The sequence below is a fragment of the Pseudonocardia sp. P-1 genome (assembly GCF_058111925.1).
This window is the reverse complement of sequence record NZ_CM176614.1, coordinates 2,197,468-2,211,598: the sequence shown is the minus strand read 5'-3', so window position 1 is coordinate 2,211,598 and position 14,131 is coordinate 2,197,468. Positions and strand designations below refer to the sequence as shown.

The following is a 14,131-nucleotide window of genomic DNA, read 5'->3' as shown; positions in this document are numbered from 1 at the left end:
CTGACGCGGCCCGCGTCCCGGTGACCCCGGGACGCGGGCCGTCGTGCGGCGTTCCCACCACACGAAAGTCCGTGCTTCCATGGGCAGATTCATCCTTCGGCGGCTGCTCCAGGGGATCCTGGTCGTCGTCGTCACCGCGTTCCTGATCTTCATCGCGACGTTCTCGCTCGGCGACCCCTTCGCCTCCACCGGGGAGAAGGTCGTCCCGCCCGAGGTCGCCGCGATCAACCGCGCCAAGTTCGGTCTCGACCAGCCGCTGCCGGTCCAGTTCGTGAACTACCTCGGCAACATGGTCACCGGCGACTTCGGTCTCGACTTCGACCAGCGGCGCCCGGTCTCCCAGCTGCTCGCCGAGACCGTCCCGAACACGATCCTGCTCGCCGTCGTGGCGCTGCTGTTCCTCGTCCTGTTCGGGGTGACGGCCGGCGTGATCGCCGCGGTGCGCCGCTACTCGTTCTGGGACGTGTTCGTCACCGTCGTCTCCACCATCGGCATCGGTGTCCCGGTGTTCGTCGTCGCGATCTTCCTGGTCGCGAACGTCTCCGGGGTCGGGCCGTTCCCGCCGGTACCGCGCAGCTTCCTCGAGGAGGTGCCCTGGTACTGGGACGTGATCCTGCCCGCGTTCACCCTCGCGATCATCGAGTCGGCGTTCGTCGCCCGGCTGATGCGGGGGTCGATGCTGGAGGTCCTGCAGGCCGACTACATCCGCACCGCACGCGCCAAGGGGCTGTCCGAGCGGACGGTCATCGGCAGGCACGCCATGCGGACGTCGCTGCTGCCCGTCGTCACGTTCGTCGGGCTCACCCTGGGCACCTACATCGGCGGCGCGATCGTCACCGAGACGGTGTTCCAGTACAACGGCGCCGGATTCCTGCTGGCCCGCGCGATCACGAACAACAACGCGCCGGTCATCATGGCGGTGGTCGTCTACAGCGTGGTGGCCTACGTGCTGCTCTCCATGCTCGTCGACATCCTCTACGCCTACCTCGACCCGCGCATCCGCCTGAGCTGACTGAGTGAGGCGATCCCTCGCATGAACCCACCACCCACCCCCGGCGCGCCGGCCACCGATCCGGCCGCCGCGCTCGGACTGCCGGGCGGCGACCCCGCCGAGGCCGCCACACCGGCGCCCGACGGTCCCCGTCGCGCGCGGTCCAACGGCCAGTTCGCCGAGATCTGGCGGCGCTACCGCCGCAACAAGCTCGCGATGGCCGGGCTGGTCATCGTCGCGTTCGAGATCGTCATGGCGATCATCTCGCCGTTCTCGACGCCCTACGACCCGTTCGAGCAGAACCTTCTCAACACCCTGCAGCCGCCGTCGTCGGCGCACTTCTTCGGCACCGACGTCCTCGGCCGCGACCTGTACTCCGGGATCATCTACGGCGTCCGGCTGGCGATGATCGTCGGTCTGTCCGTGGTCTTCTTCTCCCTCGTCCTCGGGCTCACGCTCGGTGCGCTCGCCGGGTTCAAGGGCGGCGCCTGGGACGCGGTCATCGCCCGGATCATCGACATCTTCCTCGCGTTCCCGCCGCTGGTGGGCGCACTGGTGATCGTCCGCGCGGTCGGCGGCGGGACGCTGCCGGTCGTCATCGCGCTCGTCGCACTGGGCTGGATGACGGCCGCCCGGCTGATGCGCGGCCAGGTGCTGGCCCTGCGGGAGGCCGAGTACGTCGAGGCGGCCCGCTCGATCGGGGCGGGCACCCGGCGGATCCTGACCCGGCACATCCTGCCCAACGCCGTGGCGCCGGTGCTCGTGTACTCGTTCACCTCGATCGGCGTGGTCGTCGTCGCGATGGCGACCCTGTCCTACCTCGGCGTCGGCGTCCCGCCGGACGTCCCCGAGTGGGGCAGGTTGATCTCGCAGGCCTCCCAGTACCTGTCGGTGCCGGGCAAGAGCTTCCTGTGGATCTTCCCGTCCGCCGCCATCGCGATCACCACGCTGGGCTTCGCGTTCGTGGCCGACGGCCTGCGCGACGCCCTCGACCCCAAGCTGCGCGGGAGGAACTGACCCGTGACCGAGAACCGAAGCGAGCACATGCTCGAGGTCCGCGACCTGCGGGTGCACTTCTCCACCGACGCCGGTGTGGTCAAGGCCGTCGACGGCGTCAGCTGGCACGTCGACCGGGGCGAGACCCTGGCGATCGTCGGCGAGTCCGGCTCCGGCAAGTCGGTGTCGGCGATGAGCCTGATGGGCCTCGTCCCGACCCCGCCGGCGACGTTCCCCAGCGGCGAGGTGCTGCTGGAGGGCCGCTCGCTGCTGACGATGTCGGAGTCCGAGCAGCGCAAGCTGCGCGGCAAGGACATCGCGATGATCTTCCAGGACCCGCTGACCGCGCTGAACCCGGTCTACAAGGTGGGCGACCAGATCGCCGAGATGATCCGGGCGCACGACCGGCAGGCCGGCAAGGTCACCGCCCGCCGCCGCGCCGTCGACCTGCTCGGGGAGGTCGGCATCCCGAACCCGGCCGCGCGGGCGTCGCAGTACCCGCACGAGTTCTCCGGCGGGATGCGCCAGCGCGCGATGATCGCGATGGCGCTCGCGAACGACCCGAAGGTCCTGCTGGCCGACGAGCCGACCACCGCGCTCGACGTCACCGTGCAGGCCCAGATCATGAACCTGCTCGAGAAGCTCCAGGAGCAGCGCGAGACGGCGATCGTCCTGATCACCCACGACCTGGGCCTGGTCGCGGCGCACGCCGACCGGATCATGGTCATGTACGCGGGCAGGGTCGTCGAGACCGGGACCAACGACGAGATCTTCGCCGAGCCGCGGCACGCCTACACCTACGGGCTGCTGTCGTCGCTGGCGCGGATGGACCAGGCCCGGCCGGAGAAGCTGGAGCCGATCCCCGGGCAGCCGCCGAACCTCGCCCACGTCCCGTCGGGCTGCGCGTTCCACCCGCGCTGCCGGTTCGCCACGTCGTCCTGCGCGGAGAAGACCCCCGAGCTGGTCCAGCTCACCGACCGGCCCGGTCACCTGCACGCCTGCCTGCACTCCGACGAGGTCGGCGAGGCCGCCGCCACGCCGCGCGAGCCGGTCGTGCCGGGGTCCGAGGCACACGTCGCGGAGACGGTGACCGACGAGCCGATGCTGCGCACCGCGGGGCTGACCAAGTCGTTCCCGATCCGCTCCGGCGTGCTGTTCCAGCGCACCGTCGGTGTGGTGCAGGCCGTCGACGGCATCGACCTGGAGATCCCCGAGGGGCAGACGCTGTCGCTGGTCGGCGAGTCCGGCTGCGGCAAGTCGACCGCGGCCCGGGCGATCCTGCGGCTGCACGAGCCCACCGCCGGCAGCGTGCACATCAACGGCCGCGACGTGACCGCGCTCGGGCAGTCCGAGCTGCGCTCGGCCCGGGAGGACATGCAGATCGTCTTCCAGGACCCGTACGCGTCGCTGAACCCGCGCATGACGGTCCGGTCGATCCTGTCGGAGAAGTACGAGCTGCTCGGCGGCGAGCTCACCGACTCCACGATCCCGGAGCTGCTCGAGACCGTGGGGCTCTCGGCCGAGTACGCCGAGCGCTACCCGCACGAGTTCTCCGGCGGGCAGCGCCAGCGCGTCGGCATCGCCAGGGCGATCGCGCTCAACCCGAAGTTCGTGGTGCTCGACGAGCCCGTCTCGGCCCTGGACGTGTCCATCCAGGCCCAGGTGCTCAACCTGCTCGAGCAGCTGCAGCGCGACTTCGGGCTGACCTACCTGTTCATCGCCCACGACCTGTCGGTGGTGCGCCACATCTCCGACCGCGTCGCGGTGATGTACCTGGGCAACGTCGTCGAGGTCGCCGACCGCGACGACCTGTTCGACCGGCCGCAGCACCCCTACACCCAGGCGCTGATCTCGGCGGTGCCCGTCCCGGACCCGCAGGTCGAGCGGGTGCGGGAGCGGATCGTGCTGACCGGGGACGTGCCCAACCCGGCCGACCCGCCGTCGGGCTGCCGGTTCCGCACCCGGTGCTGGAAGCACCTGGAGCTGCCCGACGCCGACAAGGCGCGCTGCATCGACGAGAAGCCGGTCCTGGAGATCGCGTCCGGCCCGGGGCACCGGGTGGCCTGTCACTTCGCCGAGGAGCGCGCGCTCCTGCGGACCTGACCGAGCACGACCCGTCCGAGCAGGACCCCACGGCCACGACACGCCACCCGGTGCGAAACTGGGTGGCGTGTCGCTGGTTCTGGGGATCGAGACGTCGTGCGACGAGACCGGTGCCGGTCTCGTCCGGGACGGGGTGCTGCTGGGCGAGGGGCTGGCGTCGTCGGCGGACGAGCACGCCCGTTTCGGCGGTGTGGTCCCGGAGGTCGCGGCCCGCGCCCACGTGAGCGCGGTGACGCCGATGGTGCGCGCGGCGGTCGAGGCGGCCGGGGTGTCGCTGTCCGACGTCGACGCCGTCGCCGTCACCGCGGGGCCGGGGCTCTCGCCCGCGCTGCACGTCGGCGTCGCGGCGGCCAAGGCGTACGCGGCGGCGCTGGAGGTGCCGCTCTACGGGGTGCACCACCTGGCCGGGCACGCCGCCGTCGACGTCCTGGAGCACGGCCCGCTGCCCGACCGCTGCGTCTGCCTGATCGTCTCCGGCGGGCACACCTCGCTGCTGGCGCTGGGCGACCTGGCCCGCGACCCCGTCGAGCACCTCGGCGACACCGTCGACGACGCGGCGGGGGAGGCCTTCGACAAGGTCGCCCGGCTGCTGGGCCTGCCCTACCCGGGCGGCCCGTCGGTCTCGAGGGCCGCACTCGACGGCGACCCGGCCGCGATCGCGTTCCCGCGCCCGATGACCGGTCCGCGCGACGCCGCGTTCGGCTTCTCCTTCTCCGGGCTCAAGACCGCCGTGGCCCGGCACGTCGAGGCCGCCCAGGACGCGGGCCGCGCCGTCCCGGTCCCGGACGTCGCCGCGTCGTTCCAGATGGCCGTCGTCGACGTGCTGGTCCGCAAGGCCCTGCGGGCGTGTGCCGAGCGCGGCGCGGACACCCTGCTCATGGTCGGCGGGGTCGCGGCGAACCGGGTGCTGCGCACCGAGATGGAGCGCGCCTGCGCGGGCGCCGGGATCACCCTGCGGGTGCCCGTGCCCCGGCTGTGCACCGACAACGGCGCGATGATCGCGGCCCTGGGCGACCTGCTGGTCCGCGACGGCGTCGAACCCGCGGGGCTGGCCGGGACCGCGGTCCCGACCGTCCCGCTGACCGGCGCGACGATCACGTTCCCCCCGGCGACGGGGGAGGCGGCGGAGTTCCCGCTGCCCGTCGTCCCCCACGCCGCGGCGGGGTCGATCATCGCCCCGTAGGCTCCCGGCGTGCCTGCTCGTCGCCTCCTGCTCGTCCACGCCCACCCGGACGACGAGACCCTGACCACCGGCGGGACCATCGCCCGCTACACCGCCGACCCCGACTGCGAGGTCACCGTGGTGACCTGCACCCTCGGTGAGGAGGGCGAGGTGATCGGTCCGGAGCTGGCCGAGCTCGCCCCGGACCGCGGTGACCAGCTCGGCGGCTACCGCATCCGCGAGCTCGACGCCGCGCTGACCGCCCTCGGCGGGCCCCGGCACCGCTGGCTCGGCGGCCCCGGGCGCTGGCGCGACTCCGGCATGGTGCTGGCCGGGCACGGCACCCGCGCCGCGCTCCCGCCGGAGCTGCACCCGCGGGCGTTCGCCGCCCCGGAGCCGTTCGGCACCCAGCTCGCCCAGCTGCTGGAGATCATCGACGAGGTCCGCCCGCAGGTGCTGGTCTCCTACGCCTCCGACGGCAGCTACGGCCATCCCGACCACGTCCGGGCGCACGAGCTGGTCGTCGCCGCGGCGGGGGCGCGCCCGGACGTCGTCGCCAAGCTGTACTTCGCGGTGCGGTCGAGCGCGCTGCTCGACGACGGGCTCACCGAGCTGCTCTCCGCGCTCGGCGGGGACCCGGACCGCACCGGGCTGCGCTGGCCGGAGCCCGACGAGCACCCCGGCCACGACGCCGCCGCCGTCACCACCCGGGTCGACGTCGACGCCCACGACGACGAGCGGGTCGCGGCGATGCGGGCGCACGCCACCCAGATCGACGTCCGCGGCGGCGACGGCTGGGTCGCGTTCGCGATGAGCAACGGGATCGTCCAGCCGCTGCTGGGGGTCGAGGAGTACGTACTCGCCGGCGCGCCGCCCGGCACGACGGAGACGGATCTGTTCGAGGGGGTCGACGGGTGAGCGACGTGACGAGGCTCCCGCTCACGCTGGTGCTGCTGGTGATCTCGCTGCTGCTGGTGGCCTTCGAGCTGATGTTCCAGATGCTCTACATCGGGCCGGTCCCGGTGCCGCTGGGCACGGTGATCGTGGTCGTCTCGCTGCCGTGGCTGATCCACACCACGGCCACCGAGATCCTCCCGACCCCGGCGGGCGCGGCCGCCCCGCTGGTCGTGTGGTTCGCGGCGGTGCTCGTGCTCGGCTTCTTCGGCCCGGGCGGGGACCTCCTGCTCCCGGTGAACTGGGAGTCGCTGCTGCTGCTCGTCGCCGGCGCCGTGACCGGCGTCGTGTCGTTCCGCAGGGCGCTCGACCGGCTGGCGGCCGGCCGCAACGACCGGAGGGTGACCCGATGACGATCTCCGACGACGACCTGGTGCGGGTCCTGCGCCCGTTCGTGCGGGCCACCCGGCCGGTGCTCGAGGGGCTGCGCGAGTCCGACCCGTTCGGCCTGCGGGCCCGGGTGACGCCCGGCTCGGACCGTCCGGAGGACGCGACCGACGAGGAACGCTCGCTCGCCGACAAGATCCTCGACGCGCTGGCGTCGGTGAAGGTCCCCGGCACCTCGGCCTGGGCGGCGATGGACGTCCCCGCCCGCACCGACTGGTGGGTCTACCGGGTCGGCCGGTTCACCACGCTGATCGCCGCGATCCCGGGTCTGGGCGGGGCACTGGCCCGCACCCTGCCGGTGTCCGACGCCGTCGGCGCGGCGGGCGAGGGACTGCTGCTCGTCGCGATCGCGGGCGAGCACGGCGTCCGCTCGGAGGACCGGCTCGTCGAGCTGCTGGCGTCGGTGCTGTTCCAGCGCGAGCTCGACCTCGCCGCCCGGGAGCTCACCGCGGCCGAGGACGCCGATGCCGACGCCCGCGCCGAGGAGCTCACCGGTGATCTCGCCGGCGACGGCAAGCGGGCCACGCTCAAGCGCGTCGGCAGCGCCGTGTGGCGTCTCGGGCGGGCCCTGTGGGGCGTCGAGGACGAGCTCGGCAAGCGTCCGCACGGCCGCTTCTACCACCAGTGGCTCGGGCTGCTGCCGGTCGTCGGCGTCGTCGGGAAATACCTGGGGGAGTGGTCGGGGCTCAAGCGCGCCGCCAAGCAGGCCCGCGCCTGGCTGCTCCGCCGCGGGTTCGCCTGAGCCCCTGACCCTCCGGTCAGGCCGGATCCGGGGGGACCAGGTAGTGGTAGCGGTGGTGGTCGGTCCAGCCGGTGGCGCGGTAGAGGGCGAGCGCGGCGGTGTTGTCGTCGGCGACGTCGAGCATCCCGTGCCGCGCCCCGTGCGCCGCGCCCCAGGACAGCGCCTGCCCGGTGAGCCGGGCCGCGAGACCGCCGCGCCGCGCGGCCGGGACGACCCACAGCCGCGACACGTAGACGTGGGAGTCGACGACGGCGGCGCGCACCGACGCGACCGGCGTCCCGCCGGCGTCGGCGAGCGTGCCGAACCCGACCTCGACGCGGTCCGTGCCCGTCCCTCCGCTCTGCTCACCGGGACGCAGCGCCCCGGTCAGCACCGCCCACGCGGGCGCGCCGGGCCCGGGCTCCGGCTCGCCCTGCGCGGCCCACCAGTCCGGTCCGGGCGTCGCGGGCCACTGCGGCGCCGGGCCGTCGGACGCGGCGCGGGTGACGAGCACGGTGCAGGTCCCGGGGTCCTCGGCCCGCACCCAGCCCGCCTCGGCCACCCGGTTCGACCAGGGCGCGTCCACCGGGGCCTGCACCGTCGGGGCGATGTCGTGCCGCCCGGCGAACTCCCGCACGCGTTCCAGGGCTCGTTCGACCGGCATCCCCGGGTCGCCGAGCGCGAGCGCGGAGTTCGCCCGCCGCGTCCAGCCGCCGGCCGCGCGCAGCAGCCAGCCGCCCAGCTCTTCGGCGACCGGCGCCGGCCAGGCCGCCGCCCGTACGCGTTCCAGCCGGTCCACCGCCGCCCGGGACGCCCGCCGGGCCGGGGCGGGCGGCACCTCGCGGACGGCGACGACGGCGTCGCGCCGCACCCGGACCGGGCCCGACCGGGTGTGTACGACGACGGCGTCGGGCCCGTCGGGCTCCAGCTCACCGACCGCGTCGGTCAGTCCGGGGCCCGGTGCGCCCTCCGGCGCGATGCGGTGGCGCAGGGCCACCCGCCGTCCTGCCAGCTCGTCGAGCATGAAGCCGACCACCTCACTCCTGCCCCGCCGGGGGGCGCGGGTTAACCTGCGGGCGTCCCAGTTTGACCGGGCACCCCGCCACCACATGATCTCCGGGTGCCCGCTGCTCCGAGTGGAGGACCACCGAAGTGACCTACGTGATCGCCGAACCCTGCGTCGACCTGCTCGACAAGGCGTGTATCGAGGAATGCCCGGTGGACTGCATCTACGAGGGTGGACGGATGCTCTACATCCACCCCGACGAGTGCGTCGACTGCGGGGCCTGCGAGCCGGTCTGCCCCGTCGAGGCCATCTACTACGAGGACGACGTCCCCGACCAGTGGGCCGCCTACACCAAGGCCAATGTGGACTTCTTCGACGAGCTGGGCTCGCCCGGCGGCGCCTCGAAGCTCGGCAAGGTCGACCGTGACGTGGAGCCGGCGAAGAGCCTGCCCCCGCAGGAACACGACGAGTGAGCAGGCTCGACCTCCCCGACTTTCCCTGGGACTCGCTGACCGGTGCGCGTGAGCGCGCGGCGGCGCACCCGGACGGCATCGTCGACCTGTCGGTCGGCACCCCGGTGGACCCGGTCCCCGGGGTGCTGCGCGACGCGGTGGCCGGGCCGGCCGCCGCCGAGCCCGGCTACCCGACGACCCACGGCCCGGCGTCGCTGCGCGAGGCGGTCGTCGCCTCGCTGCAGCGGCGCTTCGGCGTGTCCGGGGTCGACCCGGCCGCGGTGGTGCCCACGATCGGCTCCAAGGAGCTGGTCGCGTGGCTGCCGACGCTGCTGGGCCTCGGCGCGGGCGACACCGTCGTCATCCCGGAGCTCGCGTACCCGACCTACGAGGTCGGGGCGCGGCTGGCGGGGGCCGGGCACGTCCGTTCCGACGGCCTCACCGCCGCGGGTCCGGCCCGGGTCCGGCTGGTGTGGCTGAACTCGCCGTCGAACCCCACCGGCCGGGTCCTGCCGGTCGAGCACCTGCGCAAGGTCGTGACCTGGGCACGGGAGCGGGGCGCGGTCGTCGCCTCCGACGAGTGCTACCTCGGACTGCCCGGCGACGCCGACCCGGCCCCGCGGTCGGTGCTGCACCCCGACGTCTGCGACGGCGACACCACCGGGCTGCTGGCCGTCCACTCGCTGTCGAAGGTGTCGAACCTCGCCGGGTACCGCGCCGGGTTCGTCGCGGGGGACCCGGCGCTGGTGTCGGGGCTGCTCGAGGTGCGCAAGCACGCGGGCATGATCGTGCCGCGTCCGGTGCAGGCCGCGCTGGAGGCGGCCGTCTCCGACGACGCGCACGTCGCCGAGCAGGCCGCCCGCTACGACGCCCGTCGCACCCGCCTGCGGGCCGGGCTGGAGAAGGCCGGGCTGACGGTCGAGCACTCGCAGGCCGGGCTCTACCTGTGGGCGAGCGCGGACGAGCCGTGCCGCGAGACCGTGGACCGGCTCGCCGGCCTGGGGATCCTCGTCGCACCCGGTGAGTTCTACGGACCCGCCGGTGCCCAGCACGTCCGGGTCGGGCTGACCGCGCCGGACGAGCGGATCGACGCCGCGGTCGAGCGGCTCGGCGCGGCCTGACCGTCGCCGTCGTTGCGATAGGCAAGGATCCCGGGAGAGGATCGCCCCGGTAGCGACGAGGCCGGTGCAGCGAGCCGGCAGGCGAAGGAGCCGTCGAATGCAGGCACCGCGTCCCGGTGGTCGGAACCTACCCGGAGGCGCCGGGCCTGGCGCCCCCGTGGCCCGGTCCCGGCCGGTCGTCCGGCCCGCCCTGGTCCTGCTCGGGGTGCTGGCGCTCGCGGTCAACCTGCGGGCCGGGCTCGCCGGGTACCCGCCGCTGCTGGAGACCGCGCGGGCCGACCTCGGGATCGGGGCGGGCGCGGCCGGTCTGGTGCAGGCCGGCGCGGTGTTGATGATGTCGGTGGGCTCGTTCGGCGCCGCCGCCGTCGCCGTCCGGGTCGGCCGTGAGCGGCTGCTCGGCGTCGCCGTGGCGACGATCGCGGTGGGCAGTCTGCTGCGGTCGGTGATGGCGCTGCCCGCGCTGGTCGGTGGCTCGGTGCTGGTCGGGCTCGGCATCGGGGTGTCCGGGGTGCTGCTCACCGGGGTCGTCAAGGAGCATCTGGCCGAGCGTGCGGGTGCGGTGACCGGTGCCTATGTCGTCTCGATGATGATCGGTGCGACGGTCGCGTCCGCGGTCGCCGTGCCGCTGGCCGTCGCGCTCGGCGGCTGGTCGTGGTCGCTCGCGGTGTGGGCGGTGCCCGCGGTGCTCGCCGTCGCGGTGTGGATCCCGGTCGCGAGCCGGATCGGTCTCGCCCGGCGGGAGCCCGTGGGCGCCCCGGAGGCGACCGGCGACGGCCCCTCGCTCGCCGAGGAGGTCCGGGTCCGGCACGACCCGTTCGCCCGCCGTGTCGCCTGCTACCTGGCCGGGACGTCGACGATCTTCTACGGCTGGCTGACCTGGCTGTCGCCGTTCTACGAGTCGCAGGGCTGGTCGCCCCAGGGGGCCGGGCTCCTCCTCGCCGTGTGGAGCATTGCTCAGATCCCGTCGGCGCTGCTGTTCCCGGCCGCGGCCGAGCGACGACGCCGGTGGCGGTTCTGGGCGGCGCTGTCCGTACTCAGCTCGGCCGCCGGGACGCTGGGGGTGCTGCTCGCCCCCGCGCAAGGGACGCCACTGCCGTGGCTGTGGGCGATCCTGATCGGGATCGGGGTCGGCGCCGGGTTCCCGCTGGGACTGACCGTGATCGCCTGGCGGACGCCGACCCCTGCCCGCAGCGCCGCCGTCAGCGGCTTCGGCCTCGGTATCGGCTACCTCTCCGCCGGGGTGGGACCGCTGGTGATGGGCCTGGTCATCGACTCCGCCGGGTTCCCGGCCGCGATCGCGTTGCTTCTGATCGGCGCCGCGCTGCAGGGCGGCGCGGTGGTCAGGATCGGGGACCGTCCGCGCTGAGCGGGCGCCGTCTCAGAGCGCCTCGGCCTGCTCGGCCAGACGTTCCCACGCGGCCCACCACTGCTCGCGCAGCGCCTCGGCACGGGCCCGCTCCCGCTCGACCAACCGGCCGCCGACGAAGACCTCGTGGGCGTCGGGGCCGGGGCCCAGCTCGTCGAGCAGGGCGCGGATGCGGTGCTCGGCGACGCAGGCGTCCTGGTGGTCCCCCAGGACCTCCTGCAGTCCGGCGGCGGCCTTCAACATCCGGCGGACCTGACGGGCGTCGTCGGTGCGGGACCCGTCCGCGTCGCGCATCGCCGGTGCGACGAGCTCACCGGTGTAGCGCAGCCGCTTGGTGCGGATCCGCAGGTCGTGCAGGGTCATGTCCGGCGGGTTCGGCCCGGCCCGGCGCACCGCCTTGACGAGCTTGCGGGTCTCCGCCCGGACCAGCTCGATCAGCTCGGGGCGCGCGACCTCCTCCGGCGGCTCCGGCAGCGGAGCGGAGACGGCCTCGACCAGCGAGCGACGCAGTGCCGCGTGCCGGTCGGAGTCGAGCTCGTCGAGCATCTCGGCCCGCGCACCGACCCGCTCGGCCTCCAGCACCGCGATCAGTCGCTCACCGGCGGCCAGTTCGGCCGACGGCAGCGTGGCCACCTCACCGCGGAGGCGGGCGATCATCACGTCGAGGTCGCGCACCGGGCCGAGCGCCCGGCCGAGCCGGCCGAGCTCGGCGCGCAGCAGGTCCGCCCAGGTGTGCTCGAGCAGGGGGCGGGCAGCCTTGAGCGCCGCCCGCATCCGCCGCACGGAGACCCGCATCTGGTGCAGGTCCTCGATCTCGGATCCGTCGCGCACACCGGGCTCGTGCCGCAGCATCGCGCGCAGCCGCTTGTCCAGCAGCGCGCGGACGTGCGCCACCGGCGGGTCCTGCGGTCCCGCGGTCAGCGGCTCACCGAGGTCCGCGGCGCCGTAGAGGTTCCCCGGAGGCTGTGCAGCCCCGTCCATACCCACCATGTCCCTGCCGTCCTGCTTCTGTGGGTCGTTCCGCCGCGAACCGCTGCCGGGCCGTCAGTTGGCGTGCAGCGCTGCGTTGAGGGCGATGCCGTCGCCGGTACGGGCCAGCGCCTCGACCGCGCCGGACACCGAGTTGCGGCGCAGCAGCAGCCCGTTCTGACCGGACAGCTCGCGCGCCGCGGTGGTGCTGCCGTCGGGCAGCGTGACCTTGGTGCCCGCCGTGAGGTAGAGACCGGCCTCGACCACGCAGTCGTCGCCGAGGGAGATGCCCAGGCCCGCGTTCGCGCCGAGCAGACAGCGGCGGCCGATCGAGATGACCTCCTTGCCGCCACCGGACAGCGTCCCCATGATCGAGGCACCGCCGCCGACGTCCGAGCCGTCCCCGACGACGACACCGGCGGAGATCCGGCCCTCGACCATCGACGCGCCGAGAGTGCCGGCGTTGAAGTTGACGAAGCCCTCGTGCATGACGGTCGTGCCCTCGGCGAGGTGTGCGCCGAGCCGGACGCGGTCGGCGTCACCGATGCGGACGCCGGCGGGGATCACGTAGTCGACCATCCGCGGGAACTTGTCGACATGGGTGACGATCACCGGGCCGCGGCCGCGCAGCGTCGCCCGGGTGAGCTCGAACCCGGGCACCGGGCACGGGCCGTGGTTGGTCCAGACGACGTTGGTGAGCAGCCCGAACTGGCCCTCGAGGTTCACCTGGTGTGGCTGGACGAGGCGGTGGCTGAGCAGGTGCAGCCGCAGGTAGACGTCGGCGGCATCGGCGGGCGCGTCGGCCAGCGAGGCGATCTCGGTGCGCACGATCTCGGTGCGGACTCCACGCAGCTCGTCGGTCCCGACGAGGTGCGCCAGGTCGACGGCGTCGTCGGACGAGCCCCCGGCCAGCACCGGCGCCGGGTACCAGACGTCGAGGACGGTGCCGTCGGTCGTGACCGTGGCCAGGCCGGTTCCGGAAGCGCCTTCGCGGCGGTACTCGGTGCTCACGGGCCCCGAACCTACCGGCCCGCCGTCGCCCACGGCACGCCGCGGTGGGTGCGCCGGGACACGTCCTCATGATCGGCTGCCCGTGCCGAGAGCAGGAGGGCCGCGGCCTGCAGGTAGCGGAGCACCGCGGTCGGCGCGAACGGCGGCGGTGGCGGGTCGGGCAGCCGCCCGCACGCCCGGCACCGGGCCTGCATCATCATCCAGTGCTCGATGGTCGGCGGTGGCGGCACGGTGCGGAACTGCGCGACCCGCACCTCCCACACGCTGCGCCGCCGCATCGCGTCGCGCAGCGGCCGATCCCGGTGGAACGTCTCCGGCGGTCGTGCGCAGCCGTACCGGTCGCCCCACCACTCGCCGGGCAGCGGGTCGAGGATCACGTCCAGATGTGACGGGAACCTGCGCCCCGCCCCGTCCCGCAGGTCACCCGGCGGGTCCTCCATCGGTGGCACCCGCCGGTTCTCCGCGTCGACGACGACCAGCCGCAGCCCCGCGACCGACAGGATCGCGGCCAGCGTGTCCAGCGCCGGCGCGAGCGACCGGCTCTCGATCCGGGCGATCGTCGACGGCGCCAGCCCCGTCCGCTCCGCGAGCTCCCGCTGCGACAGGTCCGCGCTCCGCCGCACCCGCCGGACCAGGCCGGACAGATCCGGGACGACGACGTCGACCGGTGCCGGCGGCGGCTCCGCGGGCAACCGGTCGCCCTCGATGATGTCCATGCACCGAGCCTGCGTCCGCGAGCCCGGAACGCACCGGTGACCTGCGAACCTGTGGACAACTCGCGCACTTGTGGACAACCCGGCCGTCGCCGGTGCCGGCGATGATCGACACGGCGGGCCCGCGGCCGGATCGGTCGCCCGGAGGTGGCCGTCCGTGCGTCGCTTTGCTCTGCTCA

14 protein-coding genes are annotated in these 14,131 nt (G+C 74.1%); 10 read left to right on the top strand and 4 right to left on the bottom strand.

Going from position 1 to position 14,131, the window contains the following annotated elements; genetic code table 11:
* Positions 1-79 precede the first annotated feature (79 nt).
* The 7 genes from AC0GKK_RS10610 (at position 80) to AC0GKK_RS10580 (ending at position 7,335) form a co-directional block, all read left to right on the top strand.
* The gene (locus AC0GKK_RS10610; protein ID WP_062400435.1) at positions 80-1,012 is read left to right on the top strand and encodes an ABC transporter permease; all 933 of its coding nucleotides are present in this window, start codon (positions 80-82) and stop codon (positions 1,010-1,012) included.
* A gap of 21 nt (positions 1,013-1,033) precedes the next feature.
* Complete coding sequence (locus AC0GKK_RS10605) at positions 1,034-2,008, top strand: ABC transporter permease (protein ID WP_489883711.1); 975 nt, start codon at positions 1,034-1,036, stop codon at positions 2,006-2,008.
* 3 nt (positions 2,009-2,011) lie between these two features.
* Entirely contained in the window at positions 2,012-4,090 is a 2,079-nt protein-coding gene (locus AC0GKK_RS10600) for an ABC transporter ATP-binding protein (RefSeq protein WP_489883710.1), read from the top strand.
* A 67-nt stretch (positions 4,091-4,157) separates the two neighbouring features.
* The gene (tsaD, locus tag AC0GKK_RS10595; RefSeq protein WP_476653898.1) at positions 4,158-5,273 is read left to right on the top strand and encodes a tRNA (adenosine(37)-N6)-threonylcarbamoyltransferase complex transferase subunit TsaD; all 1,116 of its coding nucleotides are present in this window, start codon (positions 4,158-4,160) and stop codon (positions 5,271-5,273) included.
* A gap of 9 nt (positions 5,274-5,282) precedes the next feature.
* Positions 5,283-6,170, top strand: a complete 888-nt coding sequence (mshB, locus tag AC0GKK_RS10590; protein WP_489883709.1) for an N-acetyl-1-D-myo-inositol-2-amino-2-deoxy-alpha-D-glucopyranoside deacetylase — start codon at positions 5,283-5,285, stop codon at positions 6,168-6,170.
* Positions 6,167-6,559, top strand: coding sequence for a hypothetical protein (locus tag AC0GKK_RS10585; protein WP_489883708.1), 393 nt, complete (start codon positions 6,167-6,169; stop codon positions 6,557-6,559). Before mshB ends, AC0GKK_RS10585 begins: the two co-directional genes overlap by 4 nt.
* Positions 6,556-7,335 carry a hypothetical protein gene (locus tag AC0GKK_RS10580; protein WP_062400446.1) on the top strand — a complete coding sequence of 260 codons (780 nt, stop codon included), beginning with the start codon at positions 6,556-6,558 and terminating at the stop codon, positions 7,333-7,335. Before AC0GKK_RS10585 ends, AC0GKK_RS10580 begins: the two co-directional genes overlap by 4 nt.
* A gap of 16 nt (positions 7,336-7,351) precedes the next feature.
* Here the strand turns inward: AC0GKK_RS10580 and AC0GKK_RS10575 are convergent, their stop codons facing one another.
* Positions 7,352-8,338 carry a GNAT family N-acetyltransferase gene (locus AC0GKK_RS10575; RefSeq protein ID WP_489883707.1) on the bottom strand — a complete coding sequence of 329 codons (987 nt, stop codon included), beginning with the start codon at positions 8,336-8,338 and terminating at the stop codon, positions 7,352-7,354.
* A 128-nt stretch (positions 8,339-8,466) separates the two neighbouring features.
* On the opposite strand from AC0GKK_RS10575, the gene fdxA reads away from it, so the two are divergent.
* From fdxA to AC0GKK_RS10560, 3 genes are all read left to right on the top strand, one after another.
* Complete coding sequence (gene fdxA / locus AC0GKK_RS10570; protein ID WP_020626080.1) at positions 8,467-8,793, top strand: ferredoxin; 327 nt, start codon at positions 8,467-8,469, stop codon at positions 8,791-8,793.
* Positions 8,790-9,893, top strand: coding sequence for a succinyldiaminopimelate transaminase (gene dapC, locus AC0GKK_RS10565; protein WP_405419156.1), 1,104 nt, complete (start codon positions 8,790-8,792; stop codon positions 9,891-9,893). Before fdxA ends, dapC begins: the two co-directional genes overlap by 4 nt.
* A 157-nt stretch (positions 9,894-10,050) precedes the next feature.
* On the top strand, positions 10,051-11,259 hold the full coding sequence (locus AC0GKK_RS10560) for an MFS transporter (RefSeq protein WP_253068296.1): 1,209 nt from the start codon (positions 10,051-10,053) through the stop codon (positions 11,257-11,259).
* Between the two features lie 12 nt (positions 11,260-11,271).
* Here AC0GKK_RS10560 and AC0GKK_RS10555 read toward each other — a convergent pair whose 3' ends face one another.
* The 3 genes from AC0GKK_RS10555 to AC0GKK_RS10545 form a co-directional block, all read right to left on the bottom strand.
* Positions 11,272-12,240 carry a CHAD domain-containing protein gene (locus tag AC0GKK_RS10555; protein WP_489883706.1) on the bottom strand — a complete coding sequence of 323 codons (969 nt, stop codon included), beginning with the start codon at positions 12,238-12,240 and terminating at the stop codon, positions 11,272-11,274.
* 63 nt (positions 12,241-12,303) lie between these two features.
* The gene (gene dapD / locus AC0GKK_RS10550) at positions 12,304-13,239 is read right to left on the bottom strand and encodes a 2,3,4,5-tetrahydropyridine-2,6-dicarboxylate N-succinyltransferase (RefSeq protein WP_405419151.1); all 936 of its coding nucleotides are present in this window, start codon (positions 13,237-13,239) and stop codon (positions 12,304-12,306) included.
* Between the two features lie 11 nt (positions 13,240-13,250).
* Positions 13,251-13,955, bottom strand: a complete 705-nt coding sequence (locus AC0GKK_RS10545) for a helix-turn-helix domain-containing protein (RefSeq protein WP_405419148.1) — start codon at positions 13,953-13,955, stop codon at positions 13,251-13,253.
* Positions 13,956-14,131: the final 176 nt, after the last annotated feature.

Excerpts from the sequence above, each read along its gene's own strand:
- AC0GKK_RS10610 (WP_062400435.1), top strand. The coding sequence starts at position 80 with ATGGGCAGATTCATCCTTCGGCGGCTGCTCCAGGGGATCCTGGTCGTC.
- AC0GKK_RS10605 (WP_489883711.1), top strand. The coding sequence starts at position 1,034 with ATGAACCCACCACCCACCCCCGGCGCGCCGGCCACCGATCCGGCCGCC.
- AC0GKK_RS10580 (WP_062400446.1), top strand. The coding sequence starts at position 6,556 with ATGACGATCTCCGACGACGACCTGGTGCGGGTCCTGCGCCCGTTCGTG.
- AC0GKK_RS10575 (WP_489883707.1), bottom strand. The coding sequence starts at position 8,338 with ATGCTCGACGAGCTGGCAGGACGGCGGGTGGCCCTGCGCCACCGCATC.
- AC0GKK_RS10555 (WP_489883706.1), bottom strand. The coding sequence starts at position 12,240 with ATGGACGGGGCTGCACAGCCTCCGGGGAACCTCTACGGCGCCGCGGAC.
- AC0GKK_RS10545 (WP_405419148.1), bottom strand. The coding sequence starts at position 13,955 with ATGGACATCATCGAGGGCGACCGGTTGCCCGCGGAGCCGCCGCCGGCA.